This window comes from Lysobacter stagni, assembly GCF_030053425.1.
Taxonomy (GTDB): domain Bacteria; phylum Pseudomonadota; class Gammaproteobacteria; order Xanthomonadales; family Xanthomonadaceae; genus Lysobacter_J; species Lysobacter_J stagni.
This window is the reverse complement of sequence record NZ_JASGBI010000002.1, coordinates 117,667-137,290: the sequence shown is the minus strand read 5'-3', so window position 1 is coordinate 137,290 and position 19,624 is coordinate 117,667. Positions and strand designations below refer to the sequence as shown.

Sequence of the window (19,624 nt, the reverse complement as noted above, 5' to 3'; positions counted from 1 at the left end):
CCCGACCACGGCCTGCGCGACGGTCGCTCAGAACGAGTAACGCGCGATCAGCTGGTACACCGGGCCGGACGATTCGCGTTCCAGTTCGAACTCGTCGAAATCGCGGGACAGCTGGTCGGCGGCATTGTCGAACTTGTTGAAGGCTTCGACCTTGGAGGCATCCAGCAGGTTCGAACCGGTCAGGCGGACCGACATGCGCTCGCCGAAACGCTTCTCCACGAATACCTCCAGGTCGCCGTCGTAGCGCGTGGTGACTTCCTCGGCGAGCACGCGCGAGTACGCATCGCCCTGCCGCCGATAGCTGGCACCGAACGACATGCCCCATTCGGGAATGTCCTGGATGAATCCGACGTTGTAGACGTAACTGGCCTGGTTGTTGAAGCGACGTTCGCCGAAGGCGTCGTCCACCGTGCTGTCCAGCCACGAGTAGTTCACGAACAGACCCGTGTCGGGCAGGCCGAGTGCGGTGAGCGGCGTGGACAGGTCGAACTCGATACCGTAGACCTTGCCATCGCCGACGTTGCGCGCGGTATAGACGAAGCTGTCCGGGTCGAACTCGGGGAAGCCGGGCGTGTTCTCGTCCGCGCCGGGATTGTCATCGAGGAATTCCTCGACCTCGTCGTCGTAGTCGTCCAGTGCGGTGGCGCTGGGCTCGCCCGTGTTGACCATCTCGATCAGGTCCTTCACGTCACGATAGAACACGTTCACGCCGAACACGCCGCGCGTGCCGAGACGGCGCTCATAGCCGAAGTCCACGCCCCATGCGCGCTCCGGATCGAGTTGCGGATTGCCGGCGAAGTCGTTGTCACCGAATTCCCCCTCCAGCGTCAGCGGCAACACCTGGTCGAAGTTCGGGCGGCGAACGGTGCGGCCCACCGAGAAGAGCAGGCGGTCGGCGTCGGTGAAGTCCCACTTGAGGTGAGCCGATGGCAACAGCACCGAGTAATCGTTGCTGTCGTCCTCGCCGTCGGCGGACACATCCACGTCGGTGGTCTCGTAGCGCAGGCCCGCTTCCCATGCCAACGCGCCGGAGCGGCCCGAGACCATCAGGTAGGGTCGATCCGCTGCTCTTCGATGCGGCTGGCGGCGCGCTCGAACTCATCGTACGGCGGCAATGCCGCACCTTCCTCGTCCGTGTCGACCTCGCTCACGGCCAGCGCCGTGTCGCGCCGCTTGTCCATGAAGTCCGCGCCGAACTCAAGCGTCGTCGTACCCCATGCGCGCTTGTGCGCAAGCTTCGACGTCGCTTCGCGGTCGCGCAGGGTGGCGATCTCGCGTGTGCCCTCGCGCTCGTCGAAGGACGGCGGGGTGTCGCCATCGTCGAAACTGGTCTGCTCTTCCGTGGAGGTGGTGTCGTCGTCGAAGCGGGCGTAGTCCAGGTCGAACTCGGTGCGCCCGCCGGCCATGTCGAAGACGTATTCCAGGCCCAGCGACCAGTTGTCCTGGTCGATCTTCTCGACCTGGTCGTTGATCGAGAGCAGGTTGTCGCGAAGGGTGCTGGTGGGGTCGTTGAACTCCAGCGAATGCTCGGTTTCGGTGCGGTCGGTGCGCACATAGAAGCCGTCGATCGACAGCCGACTGGTGCCGATGTCGCGCGTGTAGGACAGGTTGGCGGAGTAGTCGTCGCCGTCGCGCGTGTCGTCCTGGTCCTCGCGGTCGACGAAGTCCCCGCCCGGCTCTTCGAAACGGTCGCTGCGCTTGCGCTTCGGGTTGTAGCGACCCTGCACGTTGAAGCCGCCGAGCAGGCGGCCTTCGCCCACCTGGCCGCTGGCTACTGCACCGTAGGTAGGTTTGACCTCGCCGTCGTCGAAGCGCAAGGCACCGGCGCGAACGTACGTTCCGTCGAACTGGTACGCATCGCGCAGCACGATGTTGAGCGCACCGGCGACGGCATCGCCCGAACGATTGGCGCTGGTGCTGCGGATGATCTCGATGCGTTCGACCAGTTCGGCCGGAATGCGGTCGACGAAGAAGGAGCGGTCGTTGGACGCGCCCGGAACCTTCTTGCCGTTGATCAGGATCTGCGTATAGCCCGGATCCAGGCCGCGCAGCTGTGCGCCGTCATACTCCAGGATGTCGGACACGAAGGCCACGCTGGGCACGCGCTTGAGCATGTCGCCAACGGTGAGCGGCTCGAAACGCTGGAAGTACTCCAGGTCGTACGACAGCACCGGCGCGATCGCGTCGCTGCGGTTGCGGTATGCGATGTCGGCCTGCACCACCACCGCGTCGAGCTGCTTCGGGTCGGGCGAGGCGTCGGCCGGTGCTTCATTGGCCATCACCGAAAAGCTGATCGGCGCGACGAGCGCGCACAACAACGCCCGCGACATCGCCGCGGACAGCAGGTTACGTTTCATCGAGTTGCATCCACATGCAAGACAAGCGGCGTGTTGTACGCACGTCGCATGGCGGAAGGATGACAACGACGCGCCAGTTACCTGACACAGCCGCGTCACAATCGATGCGTAGAAACTCGCGCTTTGCTTACGAAGTCCCAGGGGAAATCATGTCGCTGCGACTGGCCACGCTCGCCTTTGTGTCCTGCCTTGTTGCCTGCACCACCACCGCGCCAACCGCTTCGCAGCGGGACCGCGAACCGGACGAGGCGATGGAGGTGGAGCCGTTGCTCAGCCAGGCGGGTATCGCCCACCGCGTCGTCACCGAGGCCTTCCTCACCGCCGCCACGCCTGCGGAGAACATCGATTCGCCGGCGAGCTGGCGCACGCACGATGGCAAGCGCTGGCTGATCGCCACCGGAAAGGCCAGCGACCGGCTCGTCGTCTACGACGGCGTCAGCGGTGCGACGCTGCGCACGGTCGGTGGGCCAGGCACGGCGCTGGGGCAGTTGCAGCGGCCAAACGGCATCGCGGTGATCGACGATTACGTGCTGGTGGTGGAGCGCGACAACCACCGCGTGCAGATGTTCCAGCTGCCGGACTTCAAACCGCTGCTCGCCTTCGGCAGCGAGGACCTGAAGCAGCCGTACGGCCTTTGGGTGCGCGCGCAGAAGGACAGCATCGAGGTCATCGTCAGCGACAACTACATGTCGCCGCAGAACGAGGACGTGCCGCCACCGCTGGCCGAACTGGACAAGCGCTTCAAGCGTTACCAGTTGCGGCGCGTGCCGGACGGCTGGCACGCGCGGCTGATGGGCACGTTCGGCGAGACCACGGCGGACGGCGCCATCCGCATTGCTGAATCGGTGTTCGGCGACATCGAACACGACCGCCTGCTGCTGGCCGAAGAGGACGTCGCCACCGGCACGCGCCTGCGCGATTACGGACTGGACGGACGCTACCGCGGTCGCGACATCGGCGCGGACCTGTTCAAGGCGCAGGCCGAAGGCATGGCGCTGATGCGCTGCGCGGGAGGCACCGGTTTCTGGATCGCCACCGACCAGTTCAAGGATCGCAGCCTGTTCCACGTGTTCGACCGCGTCACGCTGAAGCACCTGGGCGCGTTCGCCGGGCGCAAGACCGCCAACACCGATGGTGTGTGGTTGGACCAGAGTGCCGATGCACGCTTCCCGCAGGGCGTGTTCTACGCCGTGGACGACGACCAGGCCGTGGCGGCGTTCGACTGGCGCGACATCGCGGCGGCGCTGTCGCTGCCGGAGTGCATAGCGCCGTGAGATACGCGCGCGCCTGTGCGCGCGCGGTCACGCAGGAATCGAAAGAGGGGAGGGCGGCGGGTGCCGGGGGACGAACGCACCCGCCGCCGCTACAACCCGGAAACGTCAGGCCGCGACGGCCTGCTGCGCGCGCGGACCTTCCTTCAATGCGCGCGCGACCATCGCCACCAGCAGGTCGATCTCTTCGCTGGTGATGGTGAAGGTGGGCGTGAAGCGCAGCGAATTGACACCGCCGTGGATCACGCCGATGCCGTGCTCGCGCAGCCATTCCTCGGTGGAGTTGGCGCCGTAGCACTTGAACTGGGGATCGAGCTCGCACGAGAACAGCAAGCCGGTGCCCTGCACCTTGGTGATCAGCCCGCCGAGTTCGCCCTTGAGCTTCTCCAGCTTCGCGATCGACTCCGCGCCGCGTGCACGGATGTTCTCGCGCAAGGCCGGCGTGACCTGCGACATCACCGCGCAGGCCACATCGAGCGCACGCGGGTTGGTGGTCATGGTGTTGCCGTACAGGCCCTTCTTGTAGAGCCCCGCCGCGAGCTTGCCGACGGCGAGCACCGACAGCGGGTACTGGCCGGCGTTGAGCGCCTTGGAGTAGGTCTCCATGTCCGGCGGATCGAGCTGCTCGAAGCCGGGGTAGTCGATGATCGACAGCACGCCGTGCGCGCGCAGGCCGGCCTGGATGGAATCCACCAGCAGCAGCGAACCGTGCGCGCGGGTGAGTTCGCGTGCGGCGGCGTAGAACGCAGGCGGCACGCTGCGGCCCGGATCGCCTTCGCCCATCACCGGCTCCAGGAACATCGCTTCGACGAACCAGCCGTTGGCGTCGGCGTCGGCGAAGACGTTCTTCAGCGCGTCGACGTCGTAGGGCTCGACCGTGAGCACGGAGTCCTCGCCGCGGAAGCTGGCCAGGTGCTGCAGGTAGGTCTTGCGCGAGGAATCCGAGTACAGCGCCGGGCGTTCCGTGCGGCCGTGGAAGCTGCCCTTGACGACGACGCGCTTGATCGCGCGGCCGGCATGGCGGCCGCCGGCATCGGTCATCAGCTTGGTGTTGGCATCGGCGATGCGCGCGGCCAGCGAGACCGATTCGGAACCGGAGTTCAGGCAGAAGAACTTCTCGTACGGGCAGCCGCCGCGCGAAGCGCCGATGGCGGCGCGGATCGCGCGCTCGAAACGCAGCTGCGACAGCGACGGCGTCATGATGTTGGCCATCGCCTGCGGGCGCGCCATCGCGGCGATCACGGCCTTGGGCGCATGCCCGAAGCCGAGCATGCCGTAGCCACCGGAGTCGTGCAGGACCGCGCCCTTCAGCGTGACCACCCACGGCCCGCGCGCGGCCAGCGCGATGTACGGGTTCACCGCGTCGTCCGGGTAGAAGTTCACGTAGCCAGCCTGGACGGCGTGCACCTGCGCGTCTTCGTCCAGGTCCAGCAGTTCGGCGAATTCGTCCTTCAGGCGCTGGTATTCCTGCTCGGCGGCCTCGATCGCCTCGATCAGCTCGGCGTGGCTCGCAGCGAAGCGGACGATGGTGGCGTCGTCCAGGCCCACGGTACGGCGGCGGCCGCCATGGGCGCGCAGGGAAGCGAGACGGTCGATGACGGCCATGGGGGTTCTCCGGGTCGGATCTATTCCTTCTATTATCGAAATTAAATCGTCGATAGACAGTGCTGGTTTGTACGAAATTATGGATAATTTCGTCGTTTAGACGAAAATGGTGGGCAGGATGAAGATCACCGAGTCCGACCAGCAGCTCCTGTCGGTCCTGCGCGAGAACGCACGCGCCTCCACCGCCGACATCGCGCGCCGGCTGAAGCTGTCGCGGACGACCGTGCACAGCCGCATCGAACGCCTGGAACGGATGGGCGTGATCGACGGCTATACCGTGCGCATCCACGACGATGCCGAGCGCGGACACATCCGCGCGCACATCATGATCACCGTGCTGCCCAAGCAGATGCCGTCCGTCGTGGCCTCGCTGCATGCCATGCCGGAGGTGCGGGCCCTGCATTCAGTGAGCGGCGCATTCGACCTGGTCGCACTGGGCGTGGTGCCGACGGTGCGCGAGATGGACGAGCTGACCGACCGCATTGGCGCGATCGACGGCGTGGAGCGGACCACCTCGGCCATCATCCTGTCGGCGAAGTTCGAACGCTGACGGCGTTGGTGCTTCTCCCGCGCGGGGAGGCCGGGGAAGGGGCGTGGCACGGGAATGACGGTGGGCCGAACACCGGGCCACGGGCGACCCGCCCGAACCTCTTACAATGGTCGACCGCCTCCCGCGACCGACCGGCCTGTCCTGCCGGCCTTCCCTTGAAGAAATCCGACTTCCATTACGACCTGCCGCCCGAGCTGATCGCCCAGGCGCCGCTGCCCGAGCGTTCGGCCAGCCGGCTGCTGATGGTTCCGCCGGCGGCCGACGATGACGCGGTTGACCGCGGCTTCCAGGACCGCGTGTTCCGGGACCTGCCCGACCTGCTGGCCCCGGGCGATCTGCTGGTGTTCAACGACACGCGCGTGATCCCGGCGCGCCTGTACGGTCAGAAGACCAGCGGTGGGCGGGTCGAGATCCTGATCGAACGCCTGCTCGGCGGCGCGGAGGCTCGCGCGCAGCTGGGCGTCAGCAAGTCGCCCAAGGCCGGCGCGCGCATCCTGCTGGATGCGGGCGGCGAGGCCGAAGTGCTCGGCCGCGAGGGCGAGTTCTACCACCTGCGCTTCCACGTGCCCGAATCGCTGGAGAAGTACCTGCTGCGCGCCGGCCGCCTGCCGCTGCCGCCGTACATCCAGCGCGAAGCCGGACATGACGACGACACGCGCTACCAGACCGTGTTCGCGCGCGAGGTCGGCGCGGTCGCCGCGCCCACCGCCGGGCTGCATTTCGACGAAGCCCTGCTGCGGTCGCTGAAGGACAGGGGCGTGCAGTTCGGCCACGTCACGCTGCACGTCGGCGCCGGTACGTTCCAGCCGGTACGCGTGGACGAACTCGACCAGCACGTGATGCACAGCGAGTGGCTCAACGTGGGCGCAGAGCTGATCGAACAGATCCAGCGCACGCGCGCCGCCGGCGGTCGCGTGATCGCGGTGGGCACCACGGTCGTGCGCGCGCTGGAAAGCGCCATGCGCGAGGGCCACCTGCAGCCCTATGCCGGCGAGACCCGCCTGTTCATCCTGCCGGGCTACCGCATCCGTTCGGTCGATGCCCTGATCACCAATTTCCACCTCCCCGAGAGCACCCTGCTGATGCTCGTATCCGCCTTCGCCGGCAAGGCGCGCATCTTCGCGGCGTACGACCACGCCATCGCCGAACGCTACCGCTTCTTTTCCTACGGCGACGCGATGATGCTGTTCCCCGCACCGGAGGCGCAGGCATGAGCCGTCTGTCGTTCGAGCTGCTGGGCACCGACGGCGCCGCGCGCCGCGGCCGCCTGACCTTCCCGCGGGGCACCGTGGAAACGCCGACCTTCATGCCGGTGGGCACGTACGGGTCGGTCAAGGGGGTGCTGCCGGAGCAGGTCCGCGAACTCGGCGCGGAGATGATCCTGGGCAACACCTTCCATCTGTACCTGCGCCCGGGCCTGGACGTGATCGGCGATCACGGCGGCCTGCACGGATTCACGCGCTGGAACGGTCCCATCCTCACCGACTCCGGTGGGTTCCAGGTGTTCTCGCTGGCGCACAAGCGCAAGATCACCGAGCAGGGCGTGACCTTCGCCGCGCCGACCGACGGCAGCAAGGTCTTCCTCGGGCCCGAGGAGAGCATGCGCATCCAGAAGGTGCTGGACTCGGATGTGGTGATGATCTTCGACGAGTGCACGCCGTACCCGGCGACCGAGGATGTCGCGCGGCGTTCGATGGAGCTGAGCCTGCGCTGGGCCGAGCGCAGCCGGCGCGCGCACGAAGGCAACGACGCGGCGCTGTTCGGCATCGTCCAGGGTGGCGTCTATCCGGAGCTGCGCACGCGTTCGGTCGAAGGCCTCAAGGACATCGGCTTCGACGGCTACGCCATCGGTGGCCTCGCCGTGGGCGAGCCGGAGGGCGAGCGCAACCACATGCTCGAACACACCTGCCCCCAGCTGCCGGCCGACAGGCCGCGCTACCTGATGGGCGTGGGCCGCCCGGAGGACCTGGTGGAAGGTGTGGCCCGCGGCATCGACATGTTCGACTGCGTCATGCCCACCCGAAATGCGCGCAACGGCCACTATTTCACCTCGTTCGGCACCGTGCGGGTGCGAAACGCCAAGTACGAGCGCGACATGCGCCCGATCGAGGAAGGCTGCGACTGTTACACCTGCAGCAACGGTTTCACCCGCAGCTACCTCCGCCACCTGGACCGCTGCAACGAGATGCTGGCCCCCATGCTGGGCACCCTGCACAACCTGCGGTATTACCAGAGGCTGATGGCGCAGATGCGCGAAGCCATCGCAGGGGGAACCTTCGAGGCCTTCCGGCAGTCCTTCTATGCCGCACGCGCCGTCGGGGACGCCTCCTGAGGGTGCGCAGGGGTCTGGCCGGGGCGCGTCGCGGAAATGGCGCGGCGCGGAACAGGCTCCGGGCGGCCCCGTGGCATAATCCCCCGCTAATTTTCGATCAGGATGACCGGTATGAACCTGCTTGACCTCGTGATTTCCCCCGCCTTTGCCCAGGCCCAGGGAGCGCCCAGTGCCGGTGGCTGGAGCACGCTGCTGTTCCCGATCCTGCTCATCGGCGTCATGTATTTCCTCATGATCCGCCCGCAGATGAAGCGCCAGAAGGAGCATCGCGGGATGCTGGAGAAGCTCTCCAAGGGCGATGAAGTGCTGACCAACGGCGGCATCGCCGGCACCGTCACCGACATCGGCGAGAACTTCATCACCGTCGAGATCGCCGACAACGTGCGCATCCGCGTGCAGAAGGGCGCCATCGCCAACGTGCTGCCCAAGGGCACGCTGAAGTCCGCCTGATTCCTTTTTCCGATTCCTTTTGAGCGTGCGCCTCCGGCGCGCGCGGGTTGCCGCGATGCTTGAATTTTCTCGCTGGAAATATGTTCTGATTCTGCTTGTGCTGGCGCTGGGCGTGCTTTACGCACTGCCCAACGCCTACCAGAAGGACCCCGCCGTCCAGATCACGGCCAACCGCAACGGCCAGCTCGATGACGCGCTGCGCGCGCGCGTCAAGGACGAGCTGACCAAGGCTGGCGTCACGCCGAAGTCCGTGGCCGTGGAAGGCGAAAGCATGATGGTGCGCCTGGCCACGCTGGACGCACAGAACAAGGCCAGCAACGCATTGCGCACGGTCTTGGGCGAGAACTACACCGTGGCGCTGAACCTGGCCTCGACGGTGCCCAACTGGCTCTCGCGCCTGGGCGGACAGCCGATGGTGCTGGGCCTGGACCTGCAGGGCGGCGTGCACTTCGTCATGCAGGTGGACCAGAAGGCTGCGCTGGAGAAGCGCCTGGATGCGTACGCCGACGACATCCGCGTCAGCCTGCGCGACGCCAAGATCGCGTACCAGTCGGTGGAGCGTCGTCCGAACAACAGCATCGTCGCCGTGCTCAGTCCGGCTCCGGGCCAGAATGCCGGCGAGCTCGCCCGCAACGAACTGGCCAAGCTGATGCCGGCGCTGGCCTTCGAGGTCAGCGGCAACACCGTGACGGTGACCGTCCCCGAGGCGGAGCTGCGCCAGATCGCCAGCAGCGCGATCGAGCAGAACGTCACCACGCTGCGCAATCGCGTCAACCAGCTGGGCGTGGCCGAGCCGATCATCCAGCGCCAGGGCGAGGACCGCATCGTGGTCCAGTTGCCCGGCGTGCAGGATACGGCCGAGGCCAAGCGCCTGATCGGCGCCACCGCGACGCTCGAATTCCGTGCCGTCGTCGATGGCGACGCACAGGACGCCCAGCGCACCGGCGTGGTGCCCGCGGGCGCCAAGCTGTACACCATCCGCGACTCCGGCCAGCCGGTCCTGCTGAGCAAGCGCGTGCTCGCCTCGGGCGACCAGATGGTCGGCGCCAAGCTCGGTCGTGACCAGGGCGGCCTGCCGGCGGTGGACATCACGCTCAACAGCCTGGCCGGCCAGCGCATGTTCGACTTCACCAGCGAGAACGTCGGCAAGCTGATGTCGGTGGTGTACATCGAACGCATCCCGACCGTGACCATGGTCAACGGACAGGAAGTGCGCAGCGTCCGCGTGAAGGAAGAGGCGCTGTCGCCGACCCGCATCGCGGGCGTGTTCGGCAAGAACTTCCAGACCACGGGCCTGGAGCGGACCGAAGCGGAGACCCTCGCCAAGCTGCTGAGCTCCGGCTCGCTGGCCGCACCGATGGACTTCGTCGAGGAAAAGATCATCGGCCCGAGCCTGGGCGCCGAGAACGTCAAGCGCGGCATCACCGCCGTGCTGTACGCCTTCGTGTTCACGCTGGCCTTCTTCACCCTCTACTACCGCATGTTCGGCGTGATCACCTCGGTGGCGCTGCTGATGAACCTGCTGATCGTGGTCGCGGTGATGTCGGTGTTCGGCGCCACCATGACTCTGCCGGGCTTCGCCGGCCTGGCGTTGTCCGTGGGCCTGTCGGTGGACGCCAACGTGCTGATCAACGAGCGCATCCGCGAGGAACTGCGCCATGGCGTACCGCCAAAGGCCGCCATCGCGGCCGGTTACGAGAAGGCCGGCGGCACCATCCTCGACGCCAACCTGACCGGCCTGATCGTGGGCGTGGCGCTGTACGTGTTCGGCACGGGTCCGCTGAAGGGCTTCGCGCTGACCATGATCATCGGCATCTTCGCCTCGATGTTCACCGCCATCACCGTTTCGCGTGCCCTGGCGCAGCTGATCTACGGCAGCCGCAAGAAGCTCAAGTCCGTGGCCATCTGACCGGGTGAGAACGAATCAATGAAACTTTTCCCGCTGCATCTCATCCCCAACGACACCAAGATCGACTTCCTGCGCACGCGCTATGTCGCGATGACGGTGGTGGTCCTGCTGGTGATCGCCTCGCTGATCGTCATCGGCACGTTCGGCTTCCGCAAGGAAGCCTATGCGCTGGAATTCACCGGCGGCACGCTGGTGGAAACCGCGTTCGAGAAGCCGGCCGACGTCGAGCAGGTCCGCCAGAAGCTCGCCGCCGCCGGCTTCGAGAACGCGCAGGTGCAGGGCATCGGCGGCGGTAACGGCCTGATGATCCGCCTGCAACCGCATGGCGAAAGCAACAACACGATGGGCGACAAGACCATCGCCAACCAGGTGGTCCAGGCGGTATCCACCGCCGAGAACCCGGCGCGCGTGCTGCGCAGCGAATTCGTCGGTCCGCAGGTGGGCGCCGACCTGGTGCGCGACGGTATCTACGCGACGCTGTTCATGCTGGTCGGCTTCGTGATCTACATCGCCTTCCGGTTCGAGCTGAAGTTCGCACTGGTCGCCAGCCTCACGGCGTTCTTCGACCTGATCGTCACGGCCGCCTACATCTACGGCACGGGTCGCGAGTTCGACCTGACCGTGCTGGCGGGCCTGCTGTCGGTGATGGGCTTCGCGATCAACGACATCATCGTGGTGTTCGACCGCGTGCGCGAGAACTTCCGCACCCTGCGCGTGGACTCGATGGAAGTGCTGAACCGCTCGATCAACCAGACGCTCTCGCGCACGGTGATCACGGCGGTGATGTTCTTCCTCTCGGCCTGGGCGCTGTACCTGTACGGCGGCTCGTCGATGGAAGGCCTGGCGCTGACCCACATGGTGGGCGCGGTGGTCGTGGTGGTGTCCACGATCTTCGTGGCGGTGCCGATGCTTTCGCTGGGGCCGTTCAAGGTCACCAAGCAGGACCTGCTGCCGAAGGCCAAGGACGAGGCCGCTCTGGCGCGTCGTCCGTAAGCCGGACCGTCGTAAGGTTCCTGGAGAAGGCCGCGCACTGCGCGGCCTTTTCTTTTTTCCGGAAGCGACGGCAAGGGGCCGGTAGGTTCACGGCGCCGGGGCAGAGTTACCGCATCGGGGATTGTGAGACTCAAGTCACAAATGAGTCGGCCGATAACGGGGCGACCCCCATACCCGGCGCTCGCCATGTCCCTCTCCGCCCTTCCTTCCGCCGCCCATGCGGCCGATCGCAGCCCGCGTTCCCCGCTGAATCACCGGCGGTCCGGCCTGTTGCATTGGGTGCGTTCGTCGCTGGGACACCAGATCGGTTTCACGCTGGGCGTCACGATGGTGCTGATGCTCGCCGGCCTGGCCGTGCTGGTGAACCGTCACGCTGCGCAGGCAGTGGAAGAGCGCGCCAGCCACGACCTGCGCGCGACTGCGCAGATCCTGCGCGACAACGTCGCCACCTACGAGCACAGCCTGACCGAAGCCACGCGCACGCTGGGCGGTGCGTTGCAGACCGCGTTCGCCAGCGGTTCCGTGCGGCTGGCTCCCGCGAAGGACGATGGCCTGCCCACGCTGTGGCTGCAGGACAGGAAGGTGGACGCCGGATTCGCTGGCGTGGATCGCTTCACCCAGGACACCGGCGCCGTGGTCAGCCTCTTCGTCCGGCAGGGCGAGGAGTTCACCCGCGTGGCGACGTCCGTGCGCAACGAGAAGGGCGAGCGCGTGATCGGCACGAAGCTCGCACACGACAGCCCGGCCTACGCGCGCATGCTCAAGGACGAGCCCTACACCGGCAAGACCAAGCTCTTCGGCCGCGATTACATGGTCCATTACCGGCCGCTGCACGACGACGCGGGCCAGATGGTGGGCATTCTCTTCGTGGGCAAGGACTACGGGCAGGAACTGACCGCGTTGAAGGAGAAGGTGTCGTCGATGCGCATCGGCGAGGCCGGCCAGTTCTTCGTGATCGACAGCACCAAGGCGGGTGAGGAAACCTTCGCGATCCATTCCGCGGCGGAAGGCGCCCCTGTACGTGCGCACTTCGACGCGGCCGGCTACCGCGCGCTGGACGCCGCCATCGCCGCGGGCGGTGGCGTGGTGGAGGCCAGCATGACGGGCAAGGACGGTGCCACGCCCGCACCGACGTTGCTGGCGGTCGAAACCTTCCCCACCTGGCACTGGGCCGTGGTCGCCGCCGAACCGCAGGCGCAGATCGTCGCCTCCACCCACGCGCTGACCGTACTCATCGCGATCGCCTCGCTGGTGACGCTGCTGGTGATCCTGGCCGTGTCGTGGGTGAGCATCCGCCGCATCGTGATCTTCCCGCTGGCCGCTGCATCGCGCCTTGCCGACGACGTCGCGCAGGGCCGCATGGACGGCGCGATGCCGCCCGCCCGCGACGACGAACTGGGCGGGTTGCAGCGTTCGATGGCGCGCATGCGCGAGCAGGTGCAGTCGGTCATCGCCGCCCAGCGCGAGATGGCCGCACGCCATGACGCCGGCCAGATCAGCCACCGCATGGACGACACCGCGTTCCCGGGCCAGTACGGCCAGATGGTGCGCGACACCAACACGCTGGTCGCCTCGCACATCGCGGTGAAGATGCAGCTGGTGGACGTGATGCAGCACTACGCCGAGGGCGACCTGTCCGTCGACATGGAGCGCCTGCCCGGCGAGAAGGCCGTGCTCACGCGCACGATGGACGCCGTCAAGACCAGCCTGTCGGCCATCAACGACGAGATCAAGCGCCTCGCGGCTGCGGCTGCGATGGGCGATTTCAGCGTGCGCGGCGATGCGATGCGCTTCCGCAATGACTTCCGCGTGATGCTCGATGGCCTCAACGCGATGATGGCGGTGAGCGACGACAACCTCGCGCGCGTCTCGATGCTGCTGCGCGCGATCGCCCGCGGCGACCTCACGCAGCGCATGGACGGACAGTTCCATGGCGTGTTCGAGCGCATGCGCGACGACGCCAACGCCACCGTGGCGCAGCTCACTGCCATCGTCGGCCGGATCCAGGACGCTTCCAGCGCCATCAACACCGCCGCCGCCGAGATCGCCTCGGGCAACGCCGATCTGTCCACGCGCACGGAACAGCAGGCCGCGAGCCTGGAGGAAACCGCCGCGTCGATGGAGGAACTGACCTCCACCGTGCGCCAGAACGCCGAATCCGCACGCCAGGCCAATCAGCTCGCCATCGACGCTGGCGCGGTCGCCGCGCAGGGCGGCGACGTGGTGGGCGAGGCGGTGGCGACCATGCGCGACATCGAGTCGGCGTCGCAGCGCATCGCCGAGATCATCGGCGTGATCGATGGCATCGCGTTCCAGACCAACATCCTGGCGCTCAACGCCGCCGTGGAAGCTGCGCGTGCCGGCGAGAGCGGACGCGGGTTCGCGGTGGTGGCATCGGAAGTGCGCTCGCTCGCCCAGCGTTCCGCGCAGGCGGCCAAGGAGATCAAGGGCCTCATCGAGGACTCGGTGGCGAAGATCCACGACGGTTCCACGCTGGTGAACCGCACTGGCGCCACGATGGGTGAGATCGTCGCCTCGGTGCGCCGCGTCACCGACATCATGGCCGACATTTCCAATGCGTCCCAGGAGCAGACCACGGGCATCGAACAGGTCAGCGCCACCATCGCGCACATGGACGAAAGCACGCAGCAGAACGCCGCGCTCGTCGAGGAAGCTTCGGCATCGGCGCACAGCATGGAAGAGCAGGCACAGACCCTGGCCGACGCAGTGCGCCAGTTCGTCGTATCGGCCCAGCACCGCGGGAGCGCCGAGGCGGCCTCGCACCCGCGCAGGGCAAACGTGGCCTGAGGGCACGCATCGCGGGCGCACGCCTCCGTCGGGGGATGGGAGGTGCGCCCGCGGTGCGGGCAACACGGTCGGTGCGCGACAATACGCGCGACGCGTGCCCACGAACGAAGGAGGCTTCCCACGTGCGAACCGTCCTGATTTCCCTCCTGCTCGTCCTGTGCGGCGTGGGTTGCACCCGGTCGGTCGGCGACGACGAGCTGCAGGCGACCTGCGAGCAGCGCCTGGGTGAACACAGCCGGCTCACGCCCGTCCAGGCGAACCGGTTCTGTTCGTGCTTCCTCAAGGCCTCGGCGCGCAAGGTGTCCAACGCGCAGATGGCGGACGCGTTCCGCACCGGCGGCGACGACGTCTTCAAGAACACCCTGAGCGCTGAATTCGAGCAGTGCCAGTCGACCCTGCAGTAGGGCCCGTGGCGGACGACGGTCGCGAAAACGAAAAGGCCGCGCGATGCGCGGCCTTTCGTCATCGGCGCCCGTGCGATGCGATCAGTCGAACGCGGCCGCGTAACCGGTGTTGACGATCTTCTGCTGCAGGGCGTCGCAGATCTTGAGGTTGCCGGCGACCAGCTGACGCCCCGGCAGGCCGCGGTTGTCCATCGGGCCGGTGGTGCGGCCGCGGAAATCGCAGACCTTGCCGCCCGCCTCGCGCACCAGCAGCACGCCGGCGGCGATGTCCCACGGCTTCACGCCGGCTTCGAAGTAGGCATCGGCGCGGCCGCAGGCGACGTAGGCCAGGTCCAGCGCGGCCGAACCGGTACGGCGGATGTCCTCGGCCTCCAGCAGCAGTGCATCCACGCACTTGAGCTGCGCGCTGACGCGCTCGCGCTCGCGCGGCGGGAAACCGGTGATGACCATCGCGCCGGCCAGATCCTTGCGGTCGGCGATGCGGATCTTGCGCTCGTTGAGCATGGCGCCGCTGCCGCGGCTGGCGGTGAACAGGTCGTTGCGCAGCGGGTCGAAGATGACGCCGTGGATCGGCTCGCCGTTCTCGACCAGCGCGATCGACACGCAGAAATGCGGGATGCCGTGCAGGTAGTTGCTGGTGCCGTCGAGCGGATCGATCACCCAGGTGAAGCGGTTCTGGCCCATCGAACCGGTTTCCTCGCCCAGGATGGCGTAGTCCGGCGTGGCGCGGCGGAATTCCTTGATGATTTCCTTCTCGGCGAGGCCATCGACCTCGCTGGCATAGTCCATCCGGTCCTTCTCGACCACGTTCAGCGCGTCGAGCTTGTTCATGTGCCGCAGCAGCACGTTGCCGGCGGCGCGGGCGGCCTTGACCATGAGGGTGACGGCGGGTTTCTGCATGGGGCAAGCGCCTCGTTCGGGGGACGGGGGAGGATGGACTGGCGGCGGTAAAGAGCGCGCCGGTTCTGGACCGGGTCGCGGAGTTTACCATTGCGAACCATGAGTTCCGAATCCAATTCCCCCCGTCCCGCTGCCGATGCCCCGGCGGCCCGTGTCCGCATCGTCCTGGTCGGCACCCAGCACCCCGGCAACATCGGCTCGGCCGCGCGCGCCATGAAGACCATGGGGCTCTCGCGCCTGGTGCTGGTGGCGCCCGAAAAGGCCCCCAGCGCCGAGTCCTACGCCCTGGCCGCCGGCGCGGACGACGTGCTCGGCGAGGCCGTCACCGTCGAGACCCTGGCCGATGCCGTGGCCGACTGCCGCCTGGTGCTGGGCTGTACCGCCCGCAGCCGTCGCGTCCAGCTGGAGGAGCTGTCCCCGCGCGACGCGGCGGCGCGCGCGGTGGGCGCGGTGGGCGAAGCCGCGGGCGGTGCCGAGGTCGCCCTGGTCTTCGGACGCGAGCGCACCGGGCTGAGCAACGACGAGCTGCAGTTGTGCCACGCCGCCGTCCATATCCCGGCCAACCCGGACTACAGCTCGCTCAACCTCGCCGCCGCCGTGCAGGTCCTGAGCTACGAACTGCGCATGGCCGTGCTCGACACGGTCGGATCGCAGGCCGCGGGCGAGGCCGAGCAGCGCGACCCGCCGGCCTCGCATGCGGAGATGGAGGGCTTCTTCGCCCAGCTGGCCGAAACCCTGGACGCCATCGACTTCCACAAGGGGCGGGCACCGGAGTCGGCAATGCGCAAACTGCGCCGGCTGTACCTGCGGGCCGGGCTGGACACGCGCGAGGTGCGGATCCTGCGCGGCATCCTGGCCGACGCCCAGCGCATGGCGATGCTGGCCGGGTCAAAACGCTGAACTGCGTCCCGGCCGTCGCTTTGCCGTATCGGGTCAGCCGGATTTTCGATTACGCTGGCTCCGGCATTCCGACCGGGTCGTCGTTCTTGATCGCCAGCCTGCGCCGTATCGCCCTGCTGATCTTCCTCGCGCTGGCCACGGCGACCGCATCCCATTCGGCGATCGCGGGCAACGCGCCCGGCGTGCTGGTGCTTGGCCGCATCAGCGACGATCCCAAGACCCACTACGAACAACTCAAGGCCCTGCTGGACTACGTGGTCCCGCGGATGCGCGATGTCGGCATCACCGAGGGGCGCATCCTCATGGCCAAGGACTCGCACCAGATGGCGAGTTACCTGCGCCGTGGCCGCGTGGACTGGGTCACAGAGACCACCGGCACGGCGATGCTCCTGCAGCGCAACGCCGGCGCCCGCCCGCTGCTGCTCACCGAGCGCGACGGCGCCAGCCACTACCACAGCGTGTTCTTCGCCCGTCGCGACGGCAACGTGCATTCGCTCGACCAGCTGGCCGGCCACAGCATCGCCTTCCAGCGTCCGACGTCCACCAGTGCGTATTTCGTGCCGGCCGCGGAACTGCTGACGCGTGGGTTGCCGCTTGAGATCCTGCTCTCGCCCGAGGACACCATCGAGCCTGGCAGCGTGGGCTACCTGTTCGCCTGGTCGGAGCTGAACATCTCGACCTGGGTGCACAAGGGCCTGGCCGACGTCGGCGTGATGAGCAATCTCGACTGGAACAACCCCAAGCGCATGCCCCCGGCGTTCCGCGACGACCTGATGGTCATCGGCGAAACCACGGACTATCCGCGAGCGATCGAGATGGTGCGCTCCAACCTCGATCCGCGCGTCGAGGCGCGCCTGCGCGAAGTGCTGCTCGACGCCGCCGGCGACCCGGAAGCGGGCGACGCGCTGTTGCGCTTCTTCAACACCACGCGTTTCATGCCGGTCGATCCGGACTCCAGGCGCACCCTCGACCGCATCTCCGAAGGTGTCGCGCGGGTGCGGGCGGAGGTCGAATGAAGCTGCGGATGGGCCTGCAGGCCCGGTTCCTGATGTTGCTGGGCATCGCGCTGATCGTGGTGGTGGCGCTGGTCGCACTGCTGCTGAACCGACAGGAACGCATGCGCCGCGAGGTCGAGGGCGTGAGCCGCGAGGCCATGCGCACCATCGTCGCGCAGAGCCTGCGCCGCCAGGGCGAGGGCGCGGTGACGCAGCTCGCGGCGACGCTGACCAATCCGCTGTACTACTCCGACCTGGATGCCATCGGCGTGCTTGCACGCACCACGCTGCGCACGCCCGCGGTGCGCTACGTCGTGGTGTACGACGAGAACGGCAAGGTCGTGCACGACGGCAGCGATGAGATCGCGCATTTCGGCCGCCGCATGGACGATCCGCTGGCCACGCAGGTGATCGAAGCCAAGGGCCTGCACACGCAGATCGCCAGCGACGTGATGGACGTTTCGATGCCCATCATGATCGGCCGGCAACGCATCGGTGGCGTGCGCGTGGGTTACGACACGCAGGCCATGCGGCGCGACCAGGACGATGCGGTGGGCAGGCTGCGCGCGCGACTGGATGCGCTGAGCCAGCGCCACGTGATCTGGATCGGTCTGCTGGGCGTGGGCCTTCTGATGTTCGGTGCGCTGTCCCTGGGGCTGATCCAGCGGATGCTGGTGCGCCCGATCCGCCAGCTTGCCGACGCGGCGCACGCGATCGAGGACGGGCATTTCGATACCGCCACGCCGATCGACGACCGCAACGACGAAGTCGGCGACCTCATGCGCGCCTTCGACCGCATGAACCGCAGCCTGGCCCGCCACGATCGCGAGATCCGGCGCATGGCCTACACCGATGCGCTCACCGGCCTGGCCAACCGCCTGGCCTTCCGCGAATCGCTGGAGAGCCGCCTGGACCAGATCCACGGTGCCGGCCGCCAGCTCGCGCTGCTGTTCGCCGACATCGACGACTTCAAGCGCGTCAACGACACCCTCGGGCACGACGCGGGCGATGAAGTGCTGCTGCAGTGCGCGCGCCGCATCGAGACCGCGGTGCAGCGCGTGGGCGGTGAGGACGCGCTGCTCGCGCGCTTCGGCGGCGATGAGTTCGTGATCCTCGTGCAGGGCACGGACGCCACCGGCGACGACGTACGCGGTCTGGCCACGCAACTGGCCGAGACGCTGGTGGTGGAACTGGGCGTGCCGATGACGGTGCAGGATCGCCAGGTGTTCCTGGGCACTTCCATCGGCATCACCATGTTCCCCGAGGACGCCGCCAGCGCGACCACGCTGATGAAGAACGGCGACATCGCGATGTACCAGGCGAAGGTCGCCGGCAAGAACTGCTTCCGTTTCTACAGCCGCGCGATGAACCAGGCGGTGGAGCGTCGCGTGCACCTGGAACAGGAGCTGCGTGGTGCGTGGGATCGCGGCGAACTCAGCCTGGTCTACCAGCCGGTGTTCCGCCTGGTCGATGGCGCGATGATCGGCGCCGAGGCGCTGCTGCGCTGGCGTCACCCGGAACTGGGCTTCGTCGCGCCATCGGTGTTCATCGACGTGGCCGAGCAGAGCGGCCTGATCGAAGTGCTGGGCCCACAGGTATTGCATGCCGCATGCGCCGATGCCGTGCGCTGGCAGCAGGAGCGCGACGACGAGCACCCGCTGTTCGTCGCGGTGAACGTCTCGCCGCGCCAGCTGCGCAGCGGCGATCTGCCGGAGGTGATTTCCGCGTCGCTGCGCGAGACCGGGCTCGACGCGAAGCTGCTGCACCTGGAACTGACCGAGACCGCGGTGATCGGCGACGAGCTGCACGCCAGCGCGCTGCTGTCGGAACTGCGCGGCATGGGCATCCGCGTGTGGCTGGACGACTTCGGCACCGGCTTCTCGGGCCTGAGCCATCTGCGCCGCGTGCCGGTGGATGGCGTGAAGATCGATCGCAGTTTCGTCGCCGACGTGCTGCGCGATCCGGACGACCTCGCGCTGACCACTGCCATCATCGCGATGGCGCACTCGCTGGGCATCATGGTGGTGGCCGAGGGTGTCGAGAAGGAAGGCCAGTACGCGATCCTGCGCGAACGCGGTTGCGACTTCGCCCAGGGCTACTGGCTGGGCCATCCGGTGACCGCCGAAGAGTTCCTCGCCCTGCGCGTTTGA

Annotated in this window: 16 protein-coding genes; 12 read left to right on the top strand and 4 right to left on the bottom strand. The window is 67.4% G+C overall.

The window, feature by feature from the left end; translation table 11 throughout:
* Positions 1–27: 27 nt before the first annotated feature.
* Positions 28–1,047: a TonB-dependent receptor plug domain-containing protein gene (locus QLQ15_RS17405; RefSeq protein WP_283214167.1), complete on the bottom strand. Its 1,020-nt coding sequence runs from the start codon at positions 1,045–1,047 to the stop codon at positions 28–30.
* Positions 1,047–2,357, bottom strand: coding sequence for a TonB-dependent receptor plug domain-containing protein (locus QLQ15_RS17400; protein ID WP_283214166.1), 1,311 nt, complete (start codon positions 2,355–2,357; stop codon positions 1,047–1,049). Before QLQ15_RS17400 ends, QLQ15_RS17405 begins: the two co-directional genes overlap by 1 nt.
* A gap of 149 nt (positions 2,358–2,506) precedes the next feature.
* Here QLQ15_RS17400 and QLQ15_RS17395 point away from each other — a divergent pair, with 149 nt between their 5' ends.
* Complete coding sequence (locus tag QLQ15_RS17395) at positions 2,507–3,631, top strand: phytase (RefSeq protein WP_432277865.1); 1,125 nt, start codon at positions 2,507–2,509, stop codon at positions 3,629–3,631.
* Between the two features lie 105 nt (positions 3,632–3,736).
* On the opposite strand, the gene QLQ15_RS17390 is transcribed toward QLQ15_RS17395, so the two are convergent.
* Entirely contained in the window at positions 3,737–5,233 is a 1,497-nt protein-coding gene (locus QLQ15_RS17390) for an aminotransferase class III-fold pyridoxal phosphate-dependent enzyme (RefSeq protein ID WP_283214165.1), read from the bottom strand.
* A gap of 118 nt (positions 5,234–5,351) precedes the next feature.
* On the opposite strand from QLQ15_RS17390, the gene QLQ15_RS17385 reads away from it, so the two are divergent.
* The 8 genes from QLQ15_RS17385 (at position 5,352) to QLQ15_RS17350 (ending at position 14,679) form a co-directional block, all read left to right on the top strand.
* Entirely contained in the window at positions 5,352–5,783 is a 432-nt protein-coding gene (locus QLQ15_RS17385; RefSeq protein WP_283214164.1) for an Lrp/AsnC family transcriptional regulator, read from the top strand.
* 155 nt (positions 5,784–5,938) lie between these two features.
* Positions 5,939–6,997 (top strand): tRNA preQ1(34) S-adenosylmethionine ribosyltransferase-isomerase QueA, encoded by a 1,059-nt coding sequence (gene queA / locus QLQ15_RS17380; RefSeq protein ID WP_283214163.1) that lies wholly within the window; start codon positions 5,939–5,941, stop codon positions 6,995–6,997.
* Entirely contained in the window at positions 6,994–8,115 is a 1,122-nt protein-coding gene (tgt, locus tag QLQ15_RS17375; protein WP_283214162.1) for a tRNA guanosine(34) transglycosylase Tgt, read from the top strand. The genes queA and tgt overlap by 4 nt, the downstream gene beginning before the upstream one ends.
* A gap of 111 nt (positions 8,116–8,226) precedes the next feature.
* Entirely contained in the window at positions 8,227–8,565 is a 339-nt protein-coding gene (yajC, locus tag QLQ15_RS17370) for a preprotein translocase subunit YajC (RefSeq protein ID WP_283214161.1), read from the top strand.
* 55 nt (positions 8,566–8,620) lie between these two features.
* Positions 8,621–10,474: a protein translocase subunit SecD gene (gene secD, locus QLQ15_RS17365; protein WP_283214160.1), complete on the top strand. Its 1,854-nt coding sequence runs from the start codon at positions 8,621–8,623 to the stop codon at positions 10,472–10,474.
* A gap of 18 nt (positions 10,475–10,492) precedes the next feature.
* Positions 10,493–11,467 (top strand): protein translocase subunit SecF, encoded by a 975-nt coding sequence (gene secF, locus QLQ15_RS17360; RefSeq protein ID WP_283214159.1) that lies wholly within the window; start codon positions 10,493–10,495, stop codon positions 11,465–11,467.
* Between the two features lie 279 nt (positions 11,468–11,746).
* The gene (locus tag QLQ15_RS17355) at positions 11,747–14,275 is read left to right on the top strand and encodes a Cache 3/Cache 2 fusion domain-containing protein (RefSeq protein ID WP_283214158.1); all 2,529 of its coding nucleotides are present in this window, start codon (positions 11,747–11,749) and stop codon (positions 14,273–14,275) included.
* Between the two features lie 122 nt (positions 14,276–14,397).
* Positions 14,398–14,679: a hypothetical protein gene (locus tag QLQ15_RS17350; protein ID WP_283214157.1), complete on the top strand. Its 282-nt coding sequence runs from the start codon at positions 14,398–14,400 to the stop codon at positions 14,677–14,679.
* 81 nt (positions 14,680–14,760) lie between these two features.
* Here QLQ15_RS17350 and QLQ15_RS17345 read toward each other — a convergent pair whose 3' ends face one another.
* Positions 14,761–15,579 (bottom strand): inositol monophosphatase family protein, encoded by an 819-nt coding sequence (locus QLQ15_RS17345; RefSeq protein ID WP_283214156.1) that lies wholly within the window; start codon positions 15,577–15,579, stop codon positions 14,761–14,763.
* A gap of 99 nt (positions 15,580–15,678) precedes the next feature.
* Between QLQ15_RS17345 and QLQ15_RS17340 the strand changes: the two genes are divergently transcribed.
* The 3 genes from QLQ15_RS17340 to QLQ15_RS17330 all read left to right on the top strand — a co-directional run bounded on the left by QLQ15_RS17340 (position 15,679) and on the right by QLQ15_RS17330 (position 19,624).
* Positions 15,679–16,479 (top strand): RNA methyltransferase, encoded by an 801-nt coding sequence (locus QLQ15_RS17340; RefSeq protein ID WP_283214155.1) that lies wholly within the window; start codon positions 15,679–15,681, stop codon positions 16,477–16,479.
* Positions 16,480–16,568: 89 nt separating this feature from the next.
* A complete protein-coding gene (locus QLQ15_RS17335; protein WP_432277868.1) occupies positions 16,569–17,495 on the top strand; it encodes a phosphate/phosphite/phosphonate ABC transporter substrate-binding protein in 927 nt (308 codons plus the stop codon).
* Positions 17,492–19,624: a putative bifunctional diguanylate cyclase/phosphodiesterase gene (locus QLQ15_RS17330; RefSeq protein WP_283214154.1), complete on the top strand. Its 2,133-nt coding sequence runs from the start codon at positions 17,492–17,494 to the stop codon at positions 19,622–19,624. The genes QLQ15_RS17335 and QLQ15_RS17330 overlap by 4 nt, the downstream gene beginning before the upstream one ends.

Bases quoted from the DNA above. Each gene is read 5' to 3' on its own strand.
- secF (WP_283214159.1), top strand. From the start codon at position 10,493: ATGAAACTTTTCCCGCTGCATCTCATCCCCAACGACACCAAGATCGAC.
- QLQ15_RS17400 (WP_283214166.1), bottom strand. From the start codon at position 2,357: ATGAAACGTAACCTGCTGTCCGCGGCGATGTCGCGGGCGTTGTTGTGC.
- QLQ15_RS17385 (WP_283214164.1), top strand. From the start codon at position 5,352: ATGAAGATCACCGAGTCCGACCAGCAGCTCCTGTCGGTCCTGCGCGAG.
- tgt (WP_283214162.1), top strand. From the start codon at position 6,994: ATGAGCCGTCTGTCGTTCGAGCTGCTGGGCACCGACGGCGCCGCGCGC.
- QLQ15_RS17340 (WP_283214155.1), top strand. From the start codon at position 15,679: ATGAGTTCCGAATCCAATTCCCCCCGTCCCGCTGCCGATGCCCCGGCG.
- QLQ15_RS17345 (WP_283214156.1), bottom strand. From the start codon at position 15,579: ATGCAGAAACCCGCCGTCACCCTCATGGTCAAGGCCGCCCGCGCCGCC.
- QLQ15_RS17390 (WP_283214165.1), bottom strand. From the start codon at position 5,233: ATGGCCGTCATCGACCGTCTCGCTTCCCTGCGCGCCCATGGCGGCCGC.
- secD (WP_283214160.1), top strand. From the start codon at position 8,621: ATGCTTGAATTTTCTCGCTGGAAATATGTTCTGATTCTGCTTGTGCTG.
- QLQ15_RS17405 (WP_283214167.1), bottom strand. From the start codon at position 1,047: ATGGTCTCGGGCCGCTCCGGCGCGTTGGCATGGGAAGCGGGCCTGCGC.
- yajC (WP_283214161.1), top strand. From the start codon at position 8,227: ATGAACCTGCTTGACCTCGTGATTTCCCCCGCCTTTGCCCAGGCCCAG.
- QLQ15_RS17330 (WP_283214154.1), top strand. From the start codon at position 17,492: ATGAAGCTGCGGATGGGCCTGCAGGCCCGGTTCCTGATGTTGCTGGGC.
- QLQ15_RS17395 (WP_432277865.1), top strand. From the start codon at position 2,507: ATGTCGCTGCGACTGGCCACGCTCGCCTTTGTGTCCTGCCTTGTTGCC.